The sequence below is a fragment of the Curvibacter sp. PAE-UM genome (genome assembly GCF_001432305.1).
Classification (GTDB): domain Bacteria; phylum Pseudomonadota; class Gammaproteobacteria; order Burkholderiales; family Burkholderiaceae_C; genus Hylemonella.
This window is the reverse complement of record NZ_KQ483358.1, coordinates 1,630,972-1,653,950: the sequence shown is the minus strand read 5'-3', so window position 1 is coordinate 1,653,950 and position 22,979 is coordinate 1,630,972. Positions and strand designations below refer to the sequence as shown.

The window sequence follows — 22,979 nt, the reverse complement described above, 5'->3', positions numbered from 1 at the left end:
AGCGCAAAACCCGGCGCGGACATCGTCCTTAAGCTGGCGGCTGGTCTTTTTCCCGGCCGCCGTGGCGGCCTGCCCGTTCATGAATGCTGCGCTCCCCTCCCCCCACATCCCCGCCGACAGCGCCCTCTGGCTGGCACGTAGCGGCCTGCGCCCGCTGAACCTGGGCGGGCGCACCCTGCTGCCCCTGGTGCAGGGTGGCATGGGCATCGGCGTTTCGGCGCACGGTCTGGCCGGCAGCGTGGCTGCGCTCGGCGGCGTGGGCACGCTCTCTTCCGTGGACCTGCGCCGCCACTATCCGGACCTGATGGACGCCACCGGCCACCTGGAAGCCGGCGACGCCGCCAAGATGGCCATCAACGCCGCCAACCTCGAAGCGCTGAAACGCGAGATCCGCGCCGCGCGCGAACGCTCGCAAGGCCGCGGCCTGCTGGCCATCAATGTCATGCGCGCCGTGAGCGAATACGCACATTCCGTCACCACCGCCCTCGAAGCCGGCATCGACGCCGTGGTCGTGGGCGCCGGCCTGCCGCTGGACCTGCCCGACCTGGCGCAGGACCATCCCAAGGCCGCGTTGATCCCCATCCTCTCGGACGCGCGCGGCGTGCAGCTGATCGTGAAGAAGTGGGAGCGCAAGAAACGCCTGCCCGACGCCATCGTCATTGAGCACCCGCGCCTGGCCGGTGGCCACCTGGGCGCAGCCAGGATCGCCGACCTCAACGACCCGCGCTTCGACTTCGAGAACGTGATTCCGCAGTCGCTGGCCTTCCTGCGCAGCGCCGGCATCGAACAGGAGATTCCGCTGATCGCCGCCGGCGGCATCCGCACGCACGCCGACATCGCGCGCCTGCAGTCGCTGGGCGCGGCGGGCGTGCAGCTGGGCACGCCCTTTGCCGTCACCAGCGAGGGCGACGCGCACCCCGAGTTCAAGCGCATCCTCGCCGAGGCGAAAGAGGACGAGATGGTGGAGTTCACCAGCGTGGCCGGCCTGCCCGCGCGCGCGGTGGCCACCCCCTGGCTGCGCGCCTACCTGAAGATCGAGCACAAGCTGCAGGCCGTGGTGCACCACAAGAACCGCTGCACCAAGAGCTTCGACTGCCTGGCCCAGTGCGGCCTGCGCGACGGCCTGCCCGGCTGGGGCCAGTTCTGCATCGACAACCAGCTCGCCGCCGCGCTGCGCGGTGATGTCAGGAAAGGCCTGTTCTTCCGCGGCGTGGGGGCCCTGCCCTTCGGCGCGCAGATCCGCAGCGTGCGTGATCTGGTGGAGCGGCTGCTGACGCGCCAGGAGGCGCTGATGCCGGCCTGATCCCCGCAGGCACGGCATGAAGACCATCCCCGTTCGCCCCCTGCCGCCAACGGGACCGGCTCGGGCCCGCGTGCCGCCGGTCGATGCGCGCTGGCGTCCAGCCTGGCTGCTGGCCGCGCCGCACCGGCTGGGATTTTTTGCTGCCGCCCTCATGATGGCCCTCAGTGCGCTGTGGTGGGCGGCCATGCTGCTGGCCCGCGCCCTGGGCAACCCGATCGCCTGGGCGGTCGCACCGGCCGCGGCCCATGGCCTGCTCATGGCCCTGGGCTTCACCCCCCTGTTCATCGCCGGTTTTCTTTTCACCGCCGGGCCGAAATGGTTGGGCCTGCCCGAAGTGCAGGCCCGCAGCCTGCTGCCCGCCGTGGCACTGATGCTGGCCGGCTGGCTGCTGGCGGTGCCCGGTTTTCACTGGCAGGCCCTGCTGGCCAGTGCCGGCATTGCTGCGGTGGCCGTCGGCTGGAGCCTGCTGTGCCTGCGATTCATCGCCTTGCTGCGCCGCAGCCGCGTGGACGACCGCGTGCACCCCAGCGTGGTGGCCGTGGCCTGCGGCATGGGCGCTATCAGCCTGTGGCTGGCCGCAGCGGCGCTGGCGCTGAACGACATCACGCTGTTGCGCAGCGCCACGCAGCTCGGGCTCTGGGGCTTCGTGGCCACCGTGTTTGTCACCGTGTCGCACCGCATGATTCCCTTCTTCAGCGCCAGTGCCGTGCCCCGGCTCGATGCCTGGCGCCCGATGTGGCTGCTCTGGATGCTGGTGGCCGTCATGTGGCTGGAGCTGCTGCCCGCGCTGGCCGAACTCTGGTGGTGGCCGCTGCCGCCACTGCTGCGTTGGGCGCAGGTGGCGCTGGAACTGCCAGCCGCCCTGCTGCTGCTGTGGCTGGCCGTGCGCTGGGGCCTGGTGCAGAGCCTGAAGATCCGCCTGCTGGCCATGCTGCACGGCGGTTTTCTCTGGCTCGGTATCGCGCTGGCGCTCAACGCCCTCTCGCATGCCCTGATGGCCCTGAGCACTGGCGAGCTCTCGCTGGGCCTGGCGCCCTTGCATGCCATGACCATGGGTTACCTGGGCGCGACCCTGTTCGCCATGGCCACCCGGGTAAGCAGCGGCCATGGCGGCCGCCCGCTGGCCGCCGACAACACCGCCTGGGCCCTGTACTGGCTGCTGCAGACCGCCGTGCTGCTGCGCGTGGTGGCCGCCCTGTGGCCGGCCGCCACCACCGCACTCACCCTGGCCGGTGTACTGGCCTGGGCGGCAGCCACGCTGGGCTGGTCACTGCGCTACGGCGGCTGGTTCGGCCGGCCGCGGGTGGATGGGCGACCCGGCTGACGCAGCGCACGCCGGTTTCAGCCGCGCAGCAGCAGTAGTGCTGCCACGGCGGCTCCACCCAGCAGCACGGCGGCCCCGGCCAGCCAGGCGAGGCGCCGGCGCAGGGTTTCAACCCCCTGCACCAGCTGGGCGTTCTGGTCGGCCAGGTCGTTGATCAGTTCCGTGGCCGCCAGCATCTGCGCCTGCAGTTCGGCCACCGCGGTCCCGATGGCTTGCAGTTCCGAGCGCAGTTTCGCGATCGCATGGGCCTCGGCCTGCAACTGGCCCTGCACCTTGTCGTCCACCGGTGGTGGTGGTGGCGCCGCAGGCCGGCCCGACACCTTGCCCCAGAGATCCTTGGCGCCTTCGGCCACCTTGGGGGCGTTACGGATCACCTCGCCCCAGGGCACCAGCCGCAGAACGGAAAACAAACCTGTCGCCATGTCTCAGCCTTTCGCAATCGTCCAGAATCAGGCCGCGGCGAGCGGTGCCGCCGGCTGCAGTTTCTTCCAGGCCTGGAAGCCGCCGGCCACCGACAGCGCCTTGCCATACCCCATCTGGCGCAGCAGCGCCGCCGCCGCCAGGCTGCGCCGGCCGCTGTTGCAGATGCACAGCAGCAGGTGGTCGCGCCCGTGGTGCAGCTGGTTGATCATGGTGAAGAAGGTCATCACGTCCATGTCTTTGGGCTTGCCCGCGTCCAGGATGTCCTGTTCGTCCTCGGAGAGTGCATGGCCCAGCATGCGCTTGACCTCGAACAGCGGGATATGCATCGTGCCGGGAATCGCGCCCTTCATCTCGATCTCGAAAGTCTGGCGGATGTCGATCAGCGTGCCCAGGCCCAGGCGGCACAACTCCAGCGCGGTGGGCAGGGTGACTTCGAGCGTGGCGCGCTCTTCGTCGGACAGGGGAGCTTCGGTGTTCATGACAGGCCCTCGCAAACGGTACCGGACTGATTGTCCTACAGTGCGCCCCGGTCCGCCGCAACGGACACCCTGGGGCTCGAAGGCACATGACGGGGCTGATGCAAGGGGCAACCTGTTTTTGCACCGGATGATTGCATTCCGCCGTGAGAAGGCTATCCTGTCTCTCGGTCATGTCGACCGCAAGGGAGAGATGCCATGTCTGAAACCGCTGCACCGCAACGCGACAAGTTGCTCCACGACCTCCAGCTGGTCATCGCCGATGCCGAGGAGCTGCTGCGCATGACGGTCGACCAGGTCGGCGACGGCACCGCCGAAGTGCGCAGCCGTATCCAGGACCGGCTGCAGGCGGCTCGCGCCGAACTGGCCAGCCTGCAGGAAGAAGCCACCGCCCGGCTCAAGGCCGCAAGCCACGCCACAGACGAATTCGTGCACGAAAACCCCTGGAAATCCATCGGCATCGCCGCCGCCATCGGTCTGGTCGTCGGCCTGCTGGTCGCACGCCGCTGAGCGCAGGTCCGCCATGAGCGAACCTGCCAAAGAGCCGGGGCTGTTCGCCTCCCTGCGCCAGTTGCTGGGCACGGCGATGGAAGCCCTGCAGGTGCGGCTGGCCCTGCTGAGCAACGAGATCGAGCAGGAGAAACTGCGGCTGTTCGACGGCCTGCTCTGGGCCGGACTGGCCCTGCTGCTGCTGGGCCTGGGCGCGCTGCTGCTCTGCGCCTTCATCGTCGTCCTGTTCTGGGACAGCCACCGCCTGCTGGCCCTGGGCACGCTCACGCTGCTGTTCCTGGGCGCCGGCACCGCATTGCTGTTCATGGCGCGGGCCCGGCTGCAAAGCCCGGGCGGCCTGTTCAACAGCAGCGTGGCCGAACTTGGCCGCGACCGCGCCGGGCTGGATACGGGCGAATAAGCCCGGCCCCAACGTCCGTACCATGCACCGGCGTCGACACCACCTGCTCATGCAGCGACAGCAGCAACTGCTGCTGCGCAGCGCCGGGTTGCGCCACACCCTGGCCCACCAGGCCCGGGCCCTGCAGTCACCGCTGGCACTGGCCGACCGGCTGCGTGCCGGGGGGCACTGGCTGCGCGAGCATCCGGTCTGGCCGCTGGCTGCGCTGGGACTGCTGGTGTTCAGGCGCCCGCGCCGCATCCTGCGCTGGCTGCCCCGCCTGCTGGGCGGCTGGCAGCTCTACCTGCAACTGCGCGACTGGCTGGGCAGCACCGCGGCCCGCAAGCCCTAGTCAGGCACCTGCCTTGGGGTACAGCACCATCTGCGTGCAGCGGAACAGCGCCAGTGTCTTGCCGCTCTCGCGGTGCGTCACCGTGGCGTCCCAGACCTGGGTGGTACGGCCCAGGTGCACGGCCTTGGCCACGCTCAGCACCACCCCGTCGCGCACGGTGCCCAGATGGTTGGACTTGAGCTCGATGGTGGTGAAGCCGTTCGCCCCCTCGGGCAGGCTGGCGAGGGCGCCGCAGCCCGCGCTGGTGTCGGCCAGCGTCACCAGGCTGCCAGCGTGCAGGAAGCCGTTGGGCGCCATCAGCTCGTGCCGCACCCGCATCTCCGCATGCACCTCGCCCGACTCCACGCGGGTGATGACGATGCCCAGGTGACCAGGCAGCATGGCCGCGGCACGCTGGTTGAAATCGTGGGCATTCATGAAAACTCCTGTGTGCGTGTTGAGGGGCCTGGCCTCAGCCGGGGATCTCCGCCTCGACCAGCTGGGTCAACAAAGTCAGCGATTCCTGCCAGCCCAGGTAACAGGCTTCGGCAGGAATGACGGCGGGGATGCCCTCCTGGACCACGTTCAGCTCGGTGCCGCAGAACACGGCCTTGAACGTGACCGTGACACGCATCTCGCCGGGCAGGTTCGGGTCGTCGAAGCTGTCGGTGTGCACGATGCGCTCGCCCGGCACCAGCTCCAGGTATTTGCCGCCGAAAGAATGGCTCTGCCCGTTGCCGAAGTTGGTGAACGACATCCGGAAGCTGCCGCCCACCCTGGCGTCCATCTGGTGCACCTTGCCCGTGAAGCCGTGCGGCGGCAGCCACTTGGCCATGGCATCGGGGTCCAGGAAGGCGCGGTAGATGCGCTCGGGCGGGGCGCGCAGCACGCGGTGCAGACGGACGGTGTTGGTGCTCATATGTCGTTCCCTTCAGATGGTTCGAGGAAGTCCTTAGGGACCCTCTGCATAACTTCCGTCATGCAGACGGGTCCCTGAACTGTACGACGAACGGGCCGGGCCGGTTTCGACAGGCTCAGCGCACGCCCTTGAGCGTCAGCCCATCCACCGAACGGGTGATGGGACAGTTGGCCACGATGTCGGTGATCTGCAGCGCCAGCTCGCCACGCTCCTGGGCGGCCAGCACCTCTTCTTCGGAGCGCAGCTCGCGCACGGCGGCAGGTTTGAGCCAGCGCACCATGACGATGCGCCACAGCGGGCTGTAGCTGCGGTCGGCGTTGGCCCCACCCGTGGGCAGGGGTGCCGACTGGAAGACGCTGATCTGCTCCTTGCCCGGAAACTTGTAGACCCGCTCCACGATGGAGGGGCGGCCCGGCGCCGGGATGGCCAGCGCCAGGCGCGGCACGAAATTCGCGCCCGCCTCCCGCGCCATGCCGGCGTCCGAGATGTCGGTGGTCACGTACTCCACCCGCCGGCCATCGACCCAGGCGCGGTTCAGGGGCAGCGTGGTCTCCGTGACACCCGCGCCGGGAGCCGGGCCGGCGCAGGCAGCGAGCAGCAGACTGGCGGCGAGAAAAACAGGAAGCAGGTGGCGTGTCATCGGAGCTCCTCGATGGGTGGCGTTGGAAACAGACTTCAGATCCATCGGCGCACACGGCGCTTGTACTGGGCAAACTCGTCGCCGAATTTCGACGCCAGGATGCGCTCCTCGGGAACGATCTGGAAGCGGGTGATGTAGACCACATACACGGCGGGCCCGGCGAATGCCACCCACGACCCCAGTTCGCTGGCATAGGCCACGAGCAGCAGCAGCAGGCTGAGGTACATGGGATTGCGCGTGAAACGATAGATGCCATGCGTGACCAGCACCGATGCGCGGTCGGGCTTGAGCGGGTTGATGGTGGTCCGGGCCTTCCAGAACCCGGCAAAGGCCGCCAGCGCGACGACGGCACTCAGGTTCATGCTGAGGTCGATGGTGGCCAGGCGCAACACATCGATGGCATCGGGCAGGGCCTGCGCGCGGGGCAGCAGCCACATGCCAGCGGCAATCGCGATGGCAACAAAAGGGGCGGGGATTCTGGTTTCAAGAAACCGCATGATCATTCAAAGTGCAAAACAGCAGGGCCGGGCATCCATCGGGCGGAGCCCCGGCGACGCATGAGCACTGTTTATATCAGCTGGCAGCGCGTCCGGCTCTTATGCAGCCGCTGGCATTGACAGCCTTGGCGGTGACGCAGATTCCATGTCGGCACGGAACATTGTCGATCCCACCCCAGATGCCGGAGATACGAAGCAGGCGCTTTACCCCTAGGTCCCCAATCGGTCAGTTTCTTGCGCTGACGAACCGTTTGAGGAGCCTGTCAAGCCAGGACAGTGCGATAACCGGAACCACTGCTGCCCACTGGACTGTGCCCCGGAAGCAAACCGACGCAAGCAGTGCAGCGAGCACGGCCACCAGGAGCACGGCTGAAGCGATGAGAACCCGGCGTCGCTCTCCTTGGACGGCAACGAACCCGACTGCAGAGAAAGCAGTGGTGGAAAGCCCGACGAGCAACATGCTGATGAACAGCCCGGACTCACCCAGACGCTGATAGCCCTTGAGCAACCACCATTGCCCGGTGAAGGCCGCGAGGCTACCGGCGAGAAGCCAGAGATTGGCGCCAACGATGAGCCTGTTGGCTGGGGCGGCGCGGAAGTAGAGAGCTGCAAGCTCAGCTAGCGCAATGCACCCTGCGACCTTGAAGGCGAAAATGAAGCGCTCGTCGCTGGGTGCTCCACCGGAGAACGCCAAGGCGGCAAACGCTGCGAGCGCAAGGAACCCTAGCAAGTACTCGATGATGGTCAGGGCAACACGCTTCATCGTGGGGTCCACCGTTTGCCATGAGGGGGTATCCAAGGACGATGGCCCTTGGACACCCCTCTCGATGAAAGGGTTCGGCATTTCGTGCACTTCGTCCGAGTCTTTTCTAGACCCAGTCGGCTGCCTAGCTGCCGGGCCTTCTTTGACTTTCCATACTCCCTGTGGAAACACTCAATCGACGATGAAGAGCTTCGCTCCAACTTCCGTATACGACCGATGAGGTTCTGCGTTGTCGCCAACTTGATAGCTCATGCCTGGCTTCAGTGTGAACTTGCGGCCATCTTCTAGCTCCGTATGAAGCTCGCCTTCAGTGCAGAGCAGGACGTGACCTTTGACACACCAATGATCTGCCAGATAGCCAGGCGTGTACTCGACCATCCGGACGCGAATGTTTCCGAAGTGCTTTGTGCGCCAGAAGGCCACACCAGTTTCTCCTTTGTGCTCCGTGCGCTCAACCGCAGACCAATCGGTTGTTCCGAAGGGAATTCCTGACATCTGCATAGACGGGGCTTTCTAAAAAGGCCTAACGTGAAGGTGACCAGCGCCTTGCGGCGCCGAGCCGCGAAGCGGCAGGACGCAGCAAGGCGTCAGTGTTGAACGACATGTTGTGCCGAGCGCTAATTGACCCCATTGAGTACATCGCGAATGGAATTCCACTCAGGGTCGCTGTGTTTCGTCACCTTCACTGAGGTTGGCGGCAATGAGTCAAAGTACTGGCGCAGTGCCTCCGCATGAGACCCAGGGTTCGCAACGTAGTAGTACATCGTGCGGCCACCGGCACCCGTTCGGCTCATTGCATATATTCCGCCCTGTCCAAAAATGCGGTCCAAGTTGGCATACAGATCTCGCCCACGAGCGATTTCTTCCTCCGTGGGCAACCCATTCGCAAGCGGGGCGTAGCCCCATAAAACTTGCAGAAGGACCGGAAATCTGGCCCGCACCTCAGGTGCAGGGAGGGTTGCCAATACTGTGACGATCTCAGGCAACTTCGCGCCTTGCCGTTCAAGAACCAACCACTTCTGCTTCCCTTCCGGATACTCAGTGGCCGCGGCGGCTGAAACTAGCGTAGCCATCGCAAGGAAGCAGAGAATTCGGGCGGCAATATTCATGCGGCACAACGTTAAAGGCAAGGCGACGCCGTAGGCGATCGCCGCTTGGCCGACCAGTTAAACCGCATGTTCATAGACCAACTCCCCGTTGCAATGTACTTTCGCTTCATGGTACGGGAATACATGGTTCCCGCAGTGCTCGGTGAATACGGCTATTGCTCTCTTTGTCTCACTCACGATATGAATCGCATTGGCGAACTGAACAACCGAACCATCCATTAGCTCGACCCTTACTTCCCCATCGGGGAATTGGAACCACGGCCGAACTCGCTCCAGAACTTCTGCAGATGGTCGCCCAAAGTACGCCCCGAGCTCGGAGGCCCACTCCCGCTCAATCTGTTGCGCTAGTGCTGGGACTGGATACATGCGGTTTAACGTTTGAGCTCAGCGGCGCGCACGCAGGCGCGCGAGCTTGGCACTTGATGGTGGGCGCGTCCGCTGCAGCGAAGTGTTAGAACGCACACGTCTGAGTTCTCCGAAGCCATTTAAGTCCCTTGGCACTACCTATCTGGCGCTTCGCGCCCATCCGTGACACCCGATCGAAGGGCCCTCACCGAAGCTGATGCGCAGGATGCCGCCGATGACGCAGCGGCGCAACACCGCTTACCTTAACCGCCAGATTTCACGAGCCGGCCATCTAGACCGCGACCTTGACGTCCAGGCACCGCGACTCGAACCGGACTTGCGATTGATCTCGATGGCTCGCTCGATCGGCGCTTCCGACCCGATGACTTCGGTGCTGCCCACTTGGACGGACTGCTTCCTCGATTGCGCCGCAGTATCGAAGGGAAAGCTGCTGGAGAAGATCTCTCCGATTCGCTCAAAGGATTTGTGCGTTCTAACTTGATATAGGCCGCAGATCTGTCGGCATAACAAAGTTCATGGTGCCTCCCGTTTATTGATTTAAGTGCTTGAAATATATCGGGTTTCAACCGTTTTGCCTCAACGGGGAAACCATGAACAAAACTGCGTAAACCGGCAAACCTGTCGTATGAACAGGGTCGGCCGCAGACTAACAAGGTCTGGCTGATGCTCCAGAAGCCTTGATTTTATTGGGAATAATCGTGATACTGTTTTTATGAACAGTATTAACACAACCGCCAAAACCCGCACTTTGCTCGGCCGCCCGCCCCTGCAGTCCGGGCGCTTGCTGGACCAGATGCGTGAGCGCATCCGCTATCTGCACTACAGCCTGAGCACAGAACAGATTTATGTGTACTGGGTGCGCTGGTTCATCCGGTTTCACGATCTGCGTCACCCCAAAGACATGGGGCAGCAGGAAGTGGAACGCTTCCTGACCATGCTGGCCAATGAGCGCAAGGTGTCGCCGTCCACGCACCGCCAGGCGCTGAGTGCGCTGCTGTTCCTGTACCAGCAGGTGCTGGGCATTGAGCTGCCCTGGTTGCAGGACATCGGCCGTCCCGTGCCGCACAAACGCATACCCACCGTGCTGACGCGCGAGGAAGTGCAAAAGATGCTGGACCTGATTCGGGGAGAAACGGGCCTGCTGGCCCGGCTGCTTTATGGCACGGGTATGCGCCATGCCGAAGGTTTGAACCTGCGGGTCAAGGATGTGGATTTCGACCGCCATGTGATCGTGGTCCGTAACGGCAAGGGTGGCAAGGACCGCGTGGTGATGCTGCCGCGATCGCTGATCCCTGCCCTGAAAGACCAGATGGCTGCCTCGTATGCGCTATGGGCGGGCGACCGCGAGGCTCAGCGTCCCGGTGTGTACATGCCCCATGCGCTGGACAGCAAGTATCCACGCGCTGGCCAGACCTGGGCCTGGCACTGGGTGTTCCCTTCGCCTACCCTTTCGACAGATCCGCGCAGCGGCATCGAACGTCGGCACCATCTTTACGAAGAACGTCTGCAACGTGCCATCAAGAAGGCCCTGCCCCAGGCCGGCATCCACAAGCATGTCTCCGTGCACACCCTGCGCCATTCGTTTGCCACGCATCTGCTGCAGGCCGGCACCGACATTCGTACCGTGCAGGAACTGCTGGGCCATTCGGATGTGAGCACCACCATGATCTACACGCACATCCTCAAGGTGGCAGCAGGTGGCACGACCAGCCCGCTGGATGCGTTGAGTTGCGCCGCCGCCTGATCACTCATGCAGATCTACCCGTCACCCCAGCTGAACCGCCTCGCCCCTGGCGTTAAAGGGAATGTAGTTCCCCAGCGCCCCGCGCTTGATGTCTTCCACCATGCGCTGCAGGGGCGCGTCGGCATCCTGGCTGCTGGGGGCGATGCCGTCACTGCCGCCCAGCGCTGCCACGAAAACCAGTTTCCAGGCCTGGCCGAACTGTTGCGCTTCACCGGCCAGGGCCGCGAACGAGGCAATTTCTTCCGGTGTCTTGTCCACGCACATCTGCGGCACCAGTGCCCCGCCTTGACCTGCCTCAAAACGCGCGGCCTGCTCGGGCGTGCTGCCCTCGGGCAGCTCGGCAGCGGCAAACACGAAGAGCAGGCGCTGCGGCTCGCGTTGCTGGCGCGCAGTGGCCAGCAGGTCATCGAAGGTGGATATGGTCATGGCTTGATTTTCCTCAAGACCGTGCCACACTGGCAAGTGCGTTCCCCTCGAAACAACGCCTGTCGGGGATGGCGCCAGGGTTTGCGGCAAATCAAATCCCCAAACCGGCACTTCCCTAGCATCCCCCTGGAACACCCACGGAGACATGCATGAGCGACACAACGCACCCGACACCGGCCCTCCAGGCCCTGGCCCCGCAGAGCATCAGCGAGGAGGTGCTGCTGGAGAAGTACGCCAAGGGCGATGAGCAGAGCATCCTGCAGGTGAACCAGCGCGTGGCGCGCGCCCTGGCCGCCCAGGAAGCCCCCGAGCAGCGCACGCACTGGGAGGGCCGTTTCCTGCACGCGCTGCAGCAGGGCTTTTTGCCGGCCGGGCGCATCCAGTCCGCCGCAGGCACCGACCTGACGGCCACCCTGATCAACTGCTTCGTGCAGCCGGTGGGGGACTCCATCGCGCACGACGACGAAGGCCACCCCGGCATCTACGTGGCGCTGATGGAGGCCGCCGAGACCATGCGCCGTGGCGGCGGGGTGGGCTACGACTTCTCGCGCATCCGCCCGCGCGGCGCCTGGGTGGGCAGCACGCAGAGCAGTGCCTCGGGCCCGGTGAGCTACATGCGCGTGTACGACCGCTCCTGCGAGACGGTGGAATCGGCCGGCAGCCGGCGCGGTGCACAGATGGGCGTGCTGCGCTGCGACCACCCGGACATCGAGGAGTTCATCCACGCCAAGGACTCGGGCGACCTGCGCAACTTCAACATCTCGGTCGGCGTGACGGATGCCTTCATGCAGGCCGTGGTGGCCGATGGCGAGATCGAGCTGGTGCACCACGCCGAGGCCGGCGCGGCCCAGAAGGCCGAGGGCGCCTACCTCAGCAAGGACACGGGCCTGTGGGTCTACCGCAAGCTGCGCGCGCGCGACCTGTGGGAGCAGGTGATGCGCTCCACCTACGACCACGCCGAACCCGGTGTGCTCTTCCTGGACACGATCAACCGCGACAACAACCTGTCGTACTGCGAGAGCATCGCTTCTTGTAATCCTTGCGGCGAACAGCCGCTTCCTCCCTATGGCTGCTGCTGCCTGGGCTCTATCGATTTGACGCGCATGGTGCATTCAGCATTCGAGGCTGATGCCCGATTCGACTTCGCCGGTTTTGCCGAACTGTGCCGCACCGCGGTGCGCATGTTGGACAACGTGCTGGACGCCACCGTCTGGCCACTGCCGCAGCAGGAGCAGGAGATGCGCAGCAAGCGCCGCGTGGGCCTGGGCTACACCGGCCTGGGTGACGCGCTGGTGATGCTGAACCTGCGTTACGACACAGCGGAAGCGCGCGAGATGGCGCGCAAGATTTCGGAAGCGCTGCGCGACGCCTCCTACGATGCCTCGTGCGAGCTGGCGCGCGAACGCGGTGCCTTCCCGCTTTTCAACGCCGACCTGTACCTGAGCAGCCCGCGCTTCGCCTCGCGCCTGCCCGCGGCGCTGAAAGACAAGATCCGTGCGCACGGCCTGCGCAATTCGCACCTGCTGTCGATCGCGCCCACGGGCACCATCAGCCTGGCTTTTGCCGACAACGCGAGCAACGGCATCGAGCCGGCCTTCAGCTGGCACTACACGCGCAAGAAGCGCATGCCCGACGGCAGCTTCAAGGAATACGCGGTGGAAGACCACGCGTGGCGCCTGTACCGTCACCTCAAGGGCGCGGCCGCGCCGCTCACCCCCGCTTTTGTCACCGCTCTCGAGATGAGCGCGCAGGCGCACGCGAGCATGGTGGCGGCGGTGGCGCCCTACATCGACACGGCCATCTCCAAGACGGTCAACGTGCCGGCCGATTACCCCTACGCCGATTTCCAGGATCTCTACCAACAGGCCTGGCAGTCCGGCCTCAAGGGCCTGGCCACCTACCGGCCCAACAGCGTGCTGGGTTCGGTGCTCAGCGTGACGCCCACTCCCGCCGCGCCGCTGCAGCTGGACGACGCCAACCAGCGCCTGGCGCTGGAGCGCCTGCCTGCGCCCGTGCTGTCCTCGCTGCGCTGGCCGGGCCGGCCCGAGCTGCCCGGCGGCAACCTGGCCTGGAGCTTCATGGTGCACCACCCCTATGGCGAGTTCGCGCTCTTCGTGGGTGAACTGCCGGGCGAGGAAGGCGGGCCGCCCCAGCCCTTCGAGGTCTGGGTCAACGGCGCCGAACAGCCGCGCGGCCTGGGTGCGCTGGCCAAGACCCTGTCCATGGACCTGCGCTCCAACGATCCGGCCTGGCTCAGGCTCAAGCTCGATGCGCTGGCCACGGTGGCCGAAGAACGCTCCTTCGAGATGCCCTTCCCGCCGCACGGCGAGCGCCGCCTCTTCCCCGGCGTGGTGGCCGCGACGGCCGCGGTGGTGCGCTGGCGCTGCGAACAGCTGGGCGTATGGCGGGATCGGGGTCCGGGCGCGCAGGCACCGGCCACGCCGGTGCTCGACGCCATGTTCAGCCGCGAGGAGCCGCTGACCGGCCCCTCGGGCACGCTGGCCTGGGCGGTGGACATCGACAACCCGGCCACGGGCGAGGCCTTCACGCTCACGCTCAAGGAAGTCACCCTGCCCGCGCCCGAAGGCGGCAGCGTCACGCGGCCGTGCGCGGTGGGCTTCTCGGGCAACTACCCGCGCGCGCTCGATGGATTGGCGCGCATCCTCTCGCTGGACATGCGCGTGGTGGACCCGGCCTGGATCGGCATGAAGCTGCGCAAGCTGCTCAACTACGCCGAGCCCCTGGGCCAGTTCATGGCCTTCGTGCCCGGCCTGCCGCACGGCGAACGCCGCCAGCAGACCTGGCCCTCCACCGTCGCGTACATGGCACGCCTCATCATCCACCGCTACGCCATGCTGGGCGTGCTGGACGAAGAGGGTTTCCCGTTGCGCGAGATGGGCGTGCTGGAGAGCCCGGGCGAACATGCCGAAGGCGAGGAGCCCGCCGCCATGGCCGGACGCCCCTGCCCCGAGTGCGGCAACCCCACGGTGATCAAGAAAGACGGCTGCGACTTCTGCACCGCCTGCGGCTACGTGGGACAGTGCGGCTGAGTGGCCTCAGCGGGCCGGCTGTGGGTTGACAGTAAAGATGAAACTTTTGACCGATAAGTTGAAACTCTTGCCACTTCAGGATGAAACAGAGCCGGGAAACCGGGTTTAGTAACATTCTAAAGTCAACCTAGGCCGGTTTCCTGCCAATTTGAAGCCATGGACAAGCCCTTAGGGGCTAGTTCATGGCTTCTTTTCTTAAACCATGAAAGACTTTTCCCTGTACGCAAGAAGGACTGTCAATTCATACGAAATCTGCGTCCCCCTCCTTCCGCCGGAAGCGAATCGCTCCCCCGTTTTGACGACAAGCTACGAGATTTATTCTCTCGAAGTAAAGCCGTTAGGACGTGTTCATCGGAATGCGATGGGTCATACTCGAAGCCATAGCATGCCGCGACTGCTTGATCTAACTCCTCATGCACTGATCGCAACCAGTCAGGGAATGTGTTGTAAAGATTTGTCATCGTACGCCGACTCAATTCTTTTGAGTCTTCCGCAGAGAGTCCTGGGCGATCAACGATTCTGTCGGGATAAGGTGAAGCGGTCATCCCGATAGGGACGCCCTCGGGAACCGCGATGGTCCATTCCCGCGGGTTAATCCATCGCTCCCGGAGCTCGTAAAGGCGATTGGCAGCCCGGGCAACACGTATAGCTTTAGTCTTGATGGAGGGACGCAGTCCAACAGGAATAGTGGCTCCTTCGGCAGTCTCCGTCTCCTGATTTGAGGTGTCTACAGGTGTGAGACCAATAGGAAACGGAAATGTCTCGAAGCACGTCGTTGGCGTATATCTGGGGCGATCCTCGAGAGAGGTACCAAGCCTAAGAGACCAGACACGGTGAAATCGAGACTGTAGTATTCCGAAGGTGCAATCGTCTTCTCTGGCTACAACAGCTAGTGCATGATCAGGCAATATCCGCTGATCAAGCCAAGTGAATATGCGATGCTTCGCAACAACCACCGTTACCAATTGCCGCTTGAGGTTGGCGACAGCGGCGCGCATCGTCGGTACAGGCTCAGAAAATAGCCACCAATATTTCTTATAACTCTCTCTATTGCTTTTCTGGCGTTGAGGGTAAACGTTCTTGCGAACGTGCTGATACGGCTTCTCAAACAACTGAGCGTCAGCCTCCCTCATGTCGCACCCAAAATCTACCAACCAGTTGTCTGACGGTCGTCGAACGATATCGAGCCCGTTAGCCCATCTCCGGAGTACCTCAGCATTAGACAGTCCACTTGGGTTGGGTTGTTGAAGCCATTGTCGAGCTAAAGTCGAATCGCATTCAAACGCGCCGCCTTTCACGGTCGTACAAAAGCAGCAGTTGGCATTCTCGGTCAGCACATCCGCCTTTGATATGTCACTTCCCGAACTGAGGTCTGGGTTGATGACGCTGACGGGCTTTCCATTCAGGCGGACCTGCAGCCCGTGCCCCTTGAGGGCAAAGGTCACCAAAGAAACGCTAACCGCGGCTCCCTCGTTGATCCATGGCAACTCGTCCCAGGCATCAAAAATGACGCTATCAGCAGCAATCGCATCTAGAACGAACCGGTTCCGACCTCCTCTGATGGAGCTTGTTGCCACCAGACCAACAACTGCCGCACGCTGTTTTATGAGCGCCTCATGAGCATTGTCGAACCAATAACAAACCAGATCGGCAAACGCCGGAACACGCTTGCTGTATGCCTTTCGAAGACGCTCGGCATACTCAATCCCAAGCTCTTTCCATTGCTTCTTTGTGCCAAGAAATGGGGGGTTACTCACGATGACCGTTGCTTCTGGCCATATCGAGGGATCACCATTAGTAGTCAGGAGAGCGTCTGATGTCTGGATATTTTCGAGTGGCTGCAATATGGGAGTTTCGTTTATCGTGTACCCGTGCTCCCGCAGCCATTGAAGCTCGCCGATCCATACAGTGACCTTGGCTAACTCACTTGCGAACTCATTGATCTCTATTCCTAGCAGATTGTGTGGTCCCGTCACAGCAATTTGCCGCTCCAGCCCCAGTTGCTCCGCTTCTATATTCGCCGTATGTTCGATGTCTTTCAGGCATTTGAGCGCCATATAGAGAAAGTTCCCACTTCCGCAAGCTGGGTCGAGTACTCTGAACGCATGCAAGCGATCCAGAAATCCCGAAAACAAGCCCGTAGCCTCTCGCTCAATCTCATTCGCTTTACTGCGCAACCTGGCATACCTGTCACGAAGTTCGCTTGACTTGCTCGAAACACCTTTCGCTCGAACTCGAAAGTAGTCCCTTCTACTGAGAAGAGTAGCTATTTTTTCGCGAATCGCCGCCCATTCATCCGTCAACGGGCGCTGAATTGCGGGCTCCAGGACTCGCATGATGGTCTCTGAATCCGTGTAATGAGCACCAAGTTGTGCCCTCTTTGATGGGTCTAGACCGCGTTCAAACAGTACGCCAAAGATTGCGGCATCAATGAATCTCCAATTCTCACGCGCAGCAGTAGCCAGAATCTGAACGTCCTTTTCGTCAAGTTCTGGAACTTCGATCTCTTTGAATAAGCCTCCGTTGAACCAAGGAATATCGTCAACGCCGAAGCTGCCCCCCGCTTGCATTATGTAGAACAAGTCACTCAGCGATTTGCGCAGACTCTTTGGCGTGATCTTCTTTTGGATGAGTCGTTTAAAGACATCTGCCGGCAAAAGGCCTGCATCGTCAGCGAAGAAACAAAACACACACTGCGTTAAAAAGTGGGCCGCTTGCTTCGGCTGGACGCCACGAGCACGCAGTCGATCTGCGATCAGAGCAAAGGTGCTGGCAACATCCTCTGTAAGTTGCTGTACCGTCTTCTCCGGCCTGAAGCGGTAAGGATCAACGAATGCTGCCCTCAGGAGATCGAGTTGCGCAAGATCTCGGAGTTCATCTAGCTGGATGACGGTTCGTACTGACGGATGGCCGGTAAAGTGTGTATGAATCTCGAAGGATATTCGATCACTGACTATCAGTAATGGCGGGTTGTCTAGAGGGAGGGCATACTGAATTAGCTGTCTCAGTGCCGCGTTGAGATCGCCACCAGGTACTTTGTACTCCCATCCGAAGTGGTCGCGCTTCCATACATCTGCGTAGCCACGACTTGCCCCTGAGCGGAACCCCTTCTCAAAGCAGTAGCTGTCCGGATCGTCCGGAACCGGCACACCAAGGATGCCGCATAGTTCCAGAAAATGAGGTTGCGCACCTGCGCGCTCTCCAAGACGATAGGATCTCCCGTCCGGGCCCCATTTTTTGATGAACTCGTTGACGCTGATAGCTCTGGCGTCAAAGGTTGTACTTCCTCGCTTTCGATGTTCAGAAAGAACCGCAGCCATTGCCCACCTCCCGAAGATCTGGGCGTTTGATAGTGCTGGCGGTGGTGGCTTCTGGTCAAGCATCCAGGAGGTTGTCTGTCCTCAAATGGTGCCAATACACCACATTTACTGTATGGATAGTCATGCATTTGGACCGACAAAGAGTCCAGCCAGCCATGCCGGATGAGTCGATGGAATGACCGGTGTTAGGAAGTTGGTAGCAACTAGAACCCCTAACCACTCCCCTTTGCGGGATTGACAATGACTCGCTAGGCGGAATCTAGCCAAGGGAGGCATTTAGGGAACGTCGGCCATCGACCCCCGTTGCGGACTTCCACCTCTGCATAACTCATGTCGGCTCAGCAGCGGGTGCTGCCTGTCGTAGCCGCGCGAATTCCAGTATTGGCTGCCTTGCTGTCATTGAACAGCCCGTGCGCTGCTGCGGTCTATGCCCGGTCTGCGATAGGCCACGGACATTGCCGGCTGCAACTTACGCACGCCGGCGTTGTCGGTATGCGGAATGTCTAATACTCAACTCGGCGAAATCACGCCGCCGATTCATGGCAGAAGTCGATAACAGCAAGGGGTGACCTTGTGTGAGTCAGCCTCTTCAGCGCAGCCATAGCACCGTCGTGACTTGCATGACCGAGCCGATCTGGTTAATCACCTGCCCCTGCCCGAAAGAAATAGCGCTCCAAGTCGCTGCGATTTCGCAACGACACCCGTGTCCGTCGCGGTCGGTTCAGTTGAACGTCCAGCCAGTACTGCGCGGCGAAGTAGCCCACCAGACACTTCTTGATCTGAGCCTTCCACGCCCAGCCCTGGGCATCTCTAGCCATGCCGAAATCACGGGCGACAAGGCTTTGCTGCGCAGCCATCAACCGTGCATCCGGCACCACAATGACTTCCACCGTCGAGTTCCACTCCTTGTCGTCATCCGCAGTCGCCGGACTGATGGCATGGTGTGCGCGTGTTTCGTCGAAGCGGTGCAAGGCAAAGTCGCGGAAGGCCATGTGCTTGGAGTCATAGGCACGCACGTACCACCACTCGCTGCTGAAGAACAGTGCATGCGGCCAAAGGATTCGGGGCCTCGGCTTGGCGGTTTCCATCGAGAGGTAGACCACCTCCAGACCGTGGGCGCGCTGAATGGCGAACAGTAACTGCCTGAGCACCTCAGGCAGCACCCGCGCTCGAGGAACCGGAAGCGATGCGTGTCGGGCAAGATCAGGGTGCAGGCCGAGACTGGGAAGTTGCTTGACCGTCTTGGCTTGGATACCGGCTTTGAGGAGCGCCAGGTACTCCTCCGGATCACCAGTGGCTAGCACTGGCTGAAATTGCGCCGTCGGCTGATAGATCTTCAGGCGGTTGTTGTATGTGAGATTGTCAGGACACCGGTCCCGGTAAGTGGTGAAGTCGCGCGTGACTTGCGTCGGCGCTACTCCGAATGACGCGGACACGCGCTCACGCTGCACTGTGCCGTCCCACAACGCGAGCGTCTCGATGAAGTGGAGCCGTTGACGCTGAGCGAACGCGACGTCGGCAAAGACTTCCATAGTTCCCATTTTACAACTTATCATCATAATAGATGCTACTATTATATTGATTGTCGTCATCAAAATGAGTAGTGTTACAATCGTATCCGCAAACCACCATCAACGCACAGCTTCCTCCACATTTATGACCGCGCACGACAGTGATCAGTGGCTGGAAAGGTTGGGCTACGACAGCGGTTCTGTGTTCCTGCATAGAGCAGCGGACGGCCTAAAGGGCCAGCATCGTTACGGGCCGGAACTGGACGTGCTCTTGGATCCGGCTGGGCCGATCCGAGCGCATGCGGTCTTCGACGTCGAAGGCGTTCCCACGGTCTGCTTCTTTCACGACGATGGCCTGCTCAGTGATGCGCAGCGGCTCAATGACATCCGTCGCAGGATCTGGAACCAGAATCTCGTCAGCATCATCCTGGTACTGAGCGGGAGCACAGTTACCCCGGTGCCAGTCTCCAGGCGTGCAAACGTGGGGACGCCGGTGCAGCAGTCAGCTGCGTCTTCTCACGGACTCTTCAGTGCCGCGGATGTCCAGTCGGGCGATCTCTACGCCCGGCACGCCGACTGGTTCCGGCATGAAGAGCGTGTGGACTCCTACCTGCTTCGCAACTTGAACGAGGCAGTACGTCAGCTCACCAAAGTCGCAGGCCTCTCCGATGAGCAGGCCCAGCAACTCGTGGGACAGCTGTTGTTCGTGTCCTACCTTGAGGAAAGAGGCATCGTCACCGACGTGTACCGGCGCGAGCGCAAGGTGGCGCGGATGGGCGATCTAGTGACGCAGCAAGATAGTGTCGGCATCCTGCGCCTTCTCAAGCAGCTGAAGTCGGACTTCAACGGTGACTTCTTGGAGCCCAGCGCGGGCGAGGACCCCGTCTGGAAAAACCTGCAACCTAGTGGCTATGCCGTGGCCCAGCGCTTCCTGTCTGGCGAGGACATGTCCAGCGGACAGCGGCGCCTGTGGGGCTACGACTTCAGCTTCCTTCCAGTCGAGCTGATCTCGGGCATCTACGAGTCGTTCCTTCGCGATGAACAGGACGAGCTCGGCGCCTTCTACACGCCGCGGAACCTGGCCAACTTGGTCATCGACCAGGCGCTCGGCAATTGCGAGGATCTCGGCGCCCAGCGCATATATGACGGCGCATGTGGTTCGGGCATCCTGTTGACGACTGCCTTCAGGCGGATCCTCACCCACGTGGAGGCGCAGCGCGGACAACTGTTACCCCTAGCTGATCGAATTACACTGCTCAAGTCATGTATCTTTGGCAGCGACGTGAGCAAGGCCGCCTGCCAGATGACGGCGTTCAGTCTGTACTTGTCGCTGCTCGAGCGCCTTCAGCCAGCCGACCTGGCTCAGCTGGAACGCGGCGAGGGCGTCAAGCTGCCCAAGCTGCGGGGAGAGAACCTTTTCAGTGGCGCAGCGGGCGACTTCTTCGATACCAAGAACAAGCTGGTGTCCAAGCCGTCGTTCACGGTTTTCATCTGCAACCCACCCTGGAAGGAGCCAAAGAAGGGGGCACAATCGTCGGCGGACACTTGGACCGAGAGCCAGGGCGGCGCGGTCGTGCGCCGTCAGATGGCAGCCGCCTTTGCGCACCGCGCGCTGGACTGCGTTGAATCGACCGGTCGGCTGTGTCTGATCCTCCCGGTGAGCTTATTTCTCGCGCCGACCAGCCAGCGCTTTGTTTCCGAGTGGCTCAGGAAGGTCAAGCTGCACCGGCTGATCAACTTCGGTGACCTACGCGATCTCTTGTTCGATCGCGCTCACCACGCCTGCGTGGTGGCACTGGCTACACCGCGAGCAAGGAATCAGCAGTTCGTCCCCGTGGCCGAGCAGTTCGAGTATTGGGTGCCCAAGGCTGACACCAGCCTGGCCATGGGAAGGTTGACCTTGCGAGGAGAGGACAGGCAATGGGTACAGACCCAACGCATCGTCTCCAGTAACCAGGCGCTGACCACCCTGTCGTGGGGCGGGCCGGTCGACATCGCACTTTGTGCCCGTTTGCGCCTGCACGGCCGGCTGGATGACATGGCGAATGGCCGTTTCGGGTCCTGGCAAATCCGCAAAGGTGTCCATCTCAACGACGCATCCCGCCCTCTGCAGAGTGCCACCAAGCTTCACGCGATGCCGCACATCCCGGTGAAGATCGTCCAGGGATCACTTCCCTTTGTCGACGAGGGTCTGCTCGACAACTTCCCGCGCGAGCAGAAGAAGGTCGTCGGCCTAGACAAAGAGCTACTTGCGGTGTTCAGTGGTCCCCGCGTCGTCTTTCCTGATGGCCCGTCGCCGGGCTTGGAAGTGCGCGCGCATTTCATCTCGGCCAGCGCGTCCTTCACCAGCAGCGTTGGCGTCGTTAGCGGCCCCGAGGAAGATGCGGATTTACTGAAATTCTTGGCGGTCTATCTACGGTCCGACCTAGTGCGGTACTTTGTAGTCATGAGCCAGTACTCGGTGCTGGTCGCGCAAGATCGCATAACCCTGAAGGACATCAAGAGCCTGCCCTTCATGCCGCCTGCGCGGCATCCCAATCCAGAGAAGGCGCGCGCAATCGTGGCGGAGGCGGCGCAGGCCGTTGCGGACGTTCAAGGCTGCGATGTGTTCGAGCAGGACCGTCGATATCAGCAGTTGCGCCGGAAGCTGCAAAAGCTGATCTTCCAGTACTTCGGCCTGAGCCAGAGCGAGACGCTGCTCGTGCAGGAAGTGGTTCGCGACGTCATTCCGTCCATCCAGCCGCGCGGGTTCAGCACGCTGCGCACTGAGCTGCAGTTGGACGCGCCGCTGGACAAGTTGTCCGACTACGCGGAGGCCTTGCGCGCCGAATTGGTGGCCTGGCGTGACGCGACGTCCGGACGGGGCGACTTTGAGGTCACCGTGCAGGCTGCCACAGCCGGCCAGGGCCGCTTTGCCGTCGTGCGTGTGAACCTGGTCGCTGCAGCTGGCAACGCGAAAGCCGCTCCCGCTGTTGAGGCAGACAAAGCCGTCCAAGCGACCATCCGGATGCTTCAGGACCGCCAACTCCTCCCCATGCGAGTGACTTCCAACATTTTCCTGGCCGCCGATGTCGTGCTGCTGGTCGATTCGTCGGCCTACATCATCAAACCGATGCAGCGCCGAGCGTGGTTGCGCCGCAGTGCGCTGCAGGACGCCCAGCGGATCGTGCAGACCGCCCGTGGCGTTGGGGAAATACCGCGGGCGGAGGCGGCATGAGCGGCGGGCTGAGTTGGGGAGGCGTATTCCCCACAGACGAATCAGCTATCGCCACCAAACTGCTTGTCGAAGCCTGGGCGCAGCTCACCAGTTCGGCCGGTACCGCCTTCAGGTCCTCGCTGTCCGAACCTAAGCTCACGGACCTCCTCTGCGAGCATCTGAAGGACATTTCCGAAGCCACTGGGCGCCTGACGGGGCGTTGGGGCCAAGAGAACCCATTCGGCAAGATCGACGCAGCGGCTGGCAAGCGAATCACCAGCTACCGCACCGACATCGAGTACTTCTCCAACCGTTCGACGCCGACGTTGAAGCTCGTTTACGAGTTCAAGAAGATTGACGGCAACAACCCTCGGACATTGACGAAGTACTGGGGCGCCGACGGCATGGGGCGCTTCATCGACGGCGACTACGCGATCAAGCAGCCGGTGGTGCTGATGGCCGGCATCGTGATCTCGCCAAAAGCTGCTTGCGTCAACACGCTGAAAGCGACTTTAGCCTCCAATCGCTGCGAGAAGTTGAACTGGCGCAGCGCCGCACGGATCATCGAGCCGTCGCAAGGCTTCCACGAAGCCCATTTCGACACGGAGCACCTGAGGCCGACCGACAAGCAGCCACCCGTCGGGTATGTGCGAATCTGCCACCTCTTCCTTGATTTTCCGTCCTGACGAAAG

21 protein-coding genes are annotated in these 22,979 nt (G+C 62.5%); 9 read left to right on the top strand and 12 right to left on the bottom strand.

From position 1 onward, the window contains the following. Positions 1-79: 79 nt before the first annotated feature. Together AO057_RS08060 and AO057_RS08055 are read left to right on the top strand one after the other, a co-directional pair. Entirely contained in the window at positions 80-1,303 is a 1,224-nt protein-coding gene (locus tag AO057_RS08060) for an NAD(P)H-dependent flavin oxidoreductase (RefSeq protein ID WP_057675138.1), read from the top strand. 16 nt (positions 1,304-1,319) lie between these two features. Continuing rightward, positions 1,320-2,627 (top strand): NnrS family protein, encoded by a 1,308-nt coding sequence (locus tag AO057_RS08055; protein WP_057675137.1) that lies wholly within the window; start codon positions 1,320-1,322, stop codon positions 2,625-2,627. 17 nt (positions 2,628-2,644) lie between these two features. Here the strand turns inward: AO057_RS08055 and AO057_RS08050 are convergent, their stop codons facing one another. Continuing rightward, positions 2,645-3,049 carry a hypothetical protein gene (locus AO057_RS08050; protein ID WP_156404509.1) on the bottom strand — a complete coding sequence of 135 codons (405 nt, stop codon included), beginning with the start codon at positions 3,047-3,049 and terminating at the stop codon, positions 2,645-2,647. 27 nt (positions 3,050-3,076) lie between these two features. Next, positions 3,077-3,529: a rhodanese-like domain-containing protein gene (locus tag AO057_RS08045; RefSeq protein ID WP_057675135.1), complete on the bottom strand. Its 453-nt coding sequence runs from the start codon at positions 3,527-3,529 to the stop codon at positions 3,077-3,079. A 195-nt stretch (positions 3,530-3,724) separates the two neighbouring features. Here AO057_RS08045 and AO057_RS08040 point away from each other — a divergent pair, with 195 nt between their 5' ends. From AO057_RS08040 to AO057_RS08030, 3 genes are read left to right on the top strand one after another with little or no spacing between them, the layout of a single operon-like run. Then, positions 3,725-4,036 carry an ElaB/YgaM/YqjD family protein gene (locus AO057_RS08040; protein ID WP_057675134.1) on the top strand — a complete coding sequence of 104 codons (312 nt, stop codon included), beginning with the start codon at positions 3,725-3,727 and terminating at the stop codon, positions 4,034-4,036. Between the two features lie 13 nt (positions 4,037-4,049). After that, a complete protein-coding gene (locus AO057_RS08035) occupies positions 4,050-4,436 on the top strand; it encodes a phage holin family protein (RefSeq protein WP_057675133.1) in 387 nt (128 codons plus the stop codon). A gap of 49 nt (positions 4,437-4,485) precedes the next feature. After that, on the top strand, positions 4,486-4,767 hold the full coding sequence (locus AO057_RS08030; RefSeq protein WP_205630006.1) for a YqjK family protein: 282 nt from the start codon (positions 4,486-4,488) through the stop codon (positions 4,765-4,767). Here AO057_RS08030 and AO057_RS08025 read toward each other — a convergent pair whose 3' ends face one another. From AO057_RS08025 to AO057_RS07995, 7 genes are all read right to left on the bottom strand, one after another. Next, positions 4,768-5,184, bottom strand: a complete 417-nt coding sequence (locus AO057_RS08025) for a PaaI family thioesterase (protein ID WP_057675131.1) — start codon at positions 5,182-5,184, stop codon at positions 4,768-4,770. It lies immediately after the preceding gene. 34 nt (positions 5,185-5,218) lie between these two features. Beyond that, a complete protein-coding gene (locus AO057_RS08020; protein WP_057675130.1) occupies positions 5,219-5,665 on the bottom strand; it encodes an SRPBCC family protein in 447 nt (148 codons plus the stop codon). 115 nt (positions 5,666-5,780) lie between these two features. Next, a complete protein-coding gene (locus AO057_RS08015; protein WP_082605467.1) occupies positions 5,781-6,305 on the bottom strand; it encodes a DUF7482 domain-containing protein in 525 nt (174 codons plus the stop codon). A 35-nt stretch (positions 6,306-6,340) separates the two neighbouring features. Further along, positions 6,341-6,742 carry a methyltransferase family protein gene (locus tag AO057_RS08010; RefSeq protein WP_240480752.1) on the bottom strand — a complete coding sequence of 134 codons (402 nt, stop codon included), beginning with the start codon at positions 6,740-6,742 and terminating at the stop codon, positions 6,341-6,343. A gap of 286 nt (positions 6,743-7,028) precedes the next feature. Continuing rightward, positions 7,029-7,565 (bottom strand): hypothetical protein, encoded by a 537-nt coding sequence (locus AO057_RS08005; protein ID WP_156404508.1) that lies wholly within the window; start codon positions 7,563-7,565, stop codon positions 7,029-7,031. Between the two features lie 171 nt (positions 7,566-7,736). After that, the gene (locus tag AO057_RS08000) at positions 7,737-8,066 is read right to left on the bottom strand and encodes a DHCW motif cupin fold protein (protein ID WP_057675127.1); all 330 of its coding nucleotides are present in this window, start codon (positions 8,064-8,066) and stop codon (positions 7,737-7,739) included. 116 nt (positions 8,067-8,182) lie between these two features. Continuing rightward, the gene (locus AO057_RS07995) at positions 8,183-8,674 is read right to left on the bottom strand and encodes a DUF695 domain-containing protein (RefSeq protein WP_082605466.1); all 492 of its coding nucleotides are present in this window, start codon (positions 8,672-8,674) and stop codon (positions 8,183-8,185) included. Between the two features lie 1,078 nt (positions 8,675-9,752). Here AO057_RS07995 and AO057_RS07985 point away from each other — a divergent pair. Next, the gene (locus AO057_RS07985; protein WP_057675124.1) at positions 9,753-10,784 is read left to right on the top strand and encodes an integron integrase; all 1,032 of its coding nucleotides are present in this window, start codon (positions 9,753-9,755) and stop codon (positions 10,782-10,784) included. Positions 10,785-10,805: 21 nt separating this feature from the next. On the opposite strand, the gene AO057_RS07980 is transcribed toward AO057_RS07985, so the two are convergent. Next, a complete protein-coding gene (locus AO057_RS07980) occupies positions 10,806-11,210 on the bottom strand; it encodes a hypothetical protein (protein ID WP_057675123.1) in 405 nt (134 codons plus the stop codon). A 149-nt stretch (positions 11,211-11,359) separates the two neighbouring features. Here AO057_RS07980 and AO057_RS07975 point away from each other — a divergent pair, with 149 nt between their 5' ends. Next, positions 11,360-14,260 carry an adenosylcobalamin-dependent ribonucleoside-diphosphate reductase gene (locus AO057_RS07975; protein ID WP_057675122.1) on the top strand — a complete coding sequence of 967 codons (2,901 nt, stop codon included), beginning with the start codon at positions 11,360-11,362 and terminating at the stop codon, positions 14,258-14,260. A 236-nt stretch (positions 14,261-14,496) separates the two neighbouring features. Here the strand turns inward: AO057_RS07975 and AO057_RS17460 are convergent, their stop codons facing one another. Together AO057_RS17460 and AO057_RS07970 are read right to left on the bottom strand one after the other, a co-directional pair. Continuing rightward, complete coding sequence (locus tag AO057_RS17460; protein WP_205630005.1) at positions 14,497-17,643, bottom strand: class I SAM-dependent DNA methyltransferase; 3,147 nt, start codon at positions 17,641-17,643, stop codon at positions 14,497-14,499. Positions 17,644-18,218: 575 nt separating this feature from the next. Next, a complete protein-coding gene (locus AO057_RS07970; protein ID WP_057675121.1) occupies positions 18,219-19,112 on the bottom strand; it encodes a WYL domain-containing protein in 894 nt (297 codons plus the stop codon). Between the two features lie 124 nt (positions 19,113-19,236). Here AO057_RS07970 and AO057_RS07965 point away from each other — a divergent pair, with 124 nt between their 5' ends. Both AO057_RS07965 and AO057_RS07960 read left to right on the top strand, forming a co-directional pair. Continuing rightward, positions 19,237-22,308: an N-6 DNA methylase gene (locus AO057_RS07965; protein WP_057675120.1), complete on the top strand. Its 3,072-nt coding sequence runs from the start codon at positions 19,237-19,239 to the stop codon at positions 22,306-22,308. Beyond that, positions 22,305-22,973 (top strand): hypothetical protein, encoded by a 669-nt coding sequence (locus AO057_RS07960; protein WP_057675119.1) that lies wholly within the window; start codon positions 22,305-22,307, stop codon positions 22,971-22,973. Before AO057_RS07965 ends, AO057_RS07960 begins: the two co-directional genes overlap by 4 nt. The last annotated feature ends 6 nt before the right edge of the window (positions 22,974-22,979 follow it).

Bases quoted from the DNA above. Each gene is read 5' to 3' on its own strand.
- AO057_RS08005 (WP_156404508.1), bottom strand. From the start codon at position 7,565: ATGAAGCGTGTTGCCCTGACCATCATCGAGTACTTGCTAGGGTTCCTT.
- AO057_RS08030 (WP_205630006.1), top strand. From the start codon at position 4,486: ATGCAGCGACAGCAGCAACTGCTGCTGCGCAGCGCCGGGTTGCGCCAC.
- AO057_RS07970 (WP_057675121.1), bottom strand. From the start codon at position 19,112: ATGGAAGTCTTTGCCGACGTCGCGTTCGCTCAGCGTCAACGGCTCCAC.
- AO057_RS07985 (WP_057675124.1), top strand. From the start codon at position 9,753: ATGAACAGTATTAACACAACCGCCAAAACCCGCACTTTGCTCGGCCGC.
- AO057_RS08040 (WP_057675134.1), top strand. From the start codon at position 3,725: ATGTCTGAAACCGCTGCACCGCAACGCGACAAGTTGCTCCACGACCTC.
- AO057_RS07965 (WP_057675120.1), top strand. From the start codon at position 19,237: ATGACCGCGCACGACAGTGATCAGTGGCTGGAAAGGTTGGGCTACGAC.
- AO057_RS07975 (WP_057675122.1), top strand. From the start codon at position 11,360: ATGAGCGACACAACGCACCCGACACCGGCCCTCCAGGCCCTGGCCCCG.
- AO057_RS07995 (WP_082605466.1), bottom strand. From the start codon at position 8,674: ATGAATATTGCCGCCCGAATTCTCTGCTTCCTTGCGATGGCTACGCTA.
- AO057_RS08055 (WP_057675137.1), top strand. From the start codon at position 1,320: ATGAAGACCATCCCCGTTCGCCCCCTGCCGCCAACGGGACCGGCTCGG.
- AO057_RS07980 (WP_057675123.1), bottom strand. From the start codon at position 11,210: ATGACCATATCCACCTTCGATGACCTGCTGGCCACTGCGCGCCAGCAA.
- AO057_RS08020 (WP_057675130.1), bottom strand. From the start codon at position 5,665: ATGAGCACCAACACCGTCCGTCTGCACCGCGTGCTGCGCGCCCCGCCC.
- AO057_RS08045 (WP_057675135.1), bottom strand. From the start codon at position 3,529: ATGAACACCGAAGCTCCCCTGTCCGACGAAGAGCGCGCCACGCTCGAA.
- AO057_RS08000 (WP_057675127.1), bottom strand. From the start codon at position 8,066: ATGCAGATGTCAGGAATTCCCTTCGGAACAACCGATTGGTCTGCGGTT.
- AO057_RS08050 (WP_156404509.1), bottom strand. From the start codon at position 3,049: ATGGCGACAGGTTTGTTTTCCGTTCTGCGGCTGGTGCCCTGGGGCGAG.
- AO057_RS08035 (WP_057675133.1), top strand. From the start codon at position 4,050: ATGAGCGAACCTGCCAAAGAGCCGGGGCTGTTCGCCTCCCTGCGCCAG.
- AO057_RS07960 (WP_057675119.1), top strand. From the start codon at position 22,305: ATGAGCGGCGGGCTGAGTTGGGGAGGCGTATTCCCCACAGACGAATCA.
- AO057_RS08060 (WP_057675138.1), top strand. From the start codon at position 80: ATGAATGCTGCGCTCCCCTCCCCCCACATCCCCGCCGACAGCGCCCTC.
- AO057_RS08025 (WP_057675131.1), bottom strand. From the start codon at position 5,184: ATGAATGCCCACGATTTCAACCAGCGTGCCGCGGCCATGCTGCCTGGT.
- AO057_RS17460 (WP_205630005.1), bottom strand. From the start codon at position 17,643: ATGCTTGACCAGAAGCCACCACCGCCAGCACTATCAAACGCCCAGATC.
- AO057_RS08015 (WP_082605467.1), bottom strand. From the start codon at position 6,305: ATGACACGCCACCTGCTTCCTGTTTTTCTCGCCGCCAGTCTGCTGCTC.
- AO057_RS08010 (WP_240480752.1), bottom strand. From the start codon at position 6,742: ATGTGGCTGCTGCCCCGCGCGCAGGCCCTGCCCGATGCCATCGATGTG.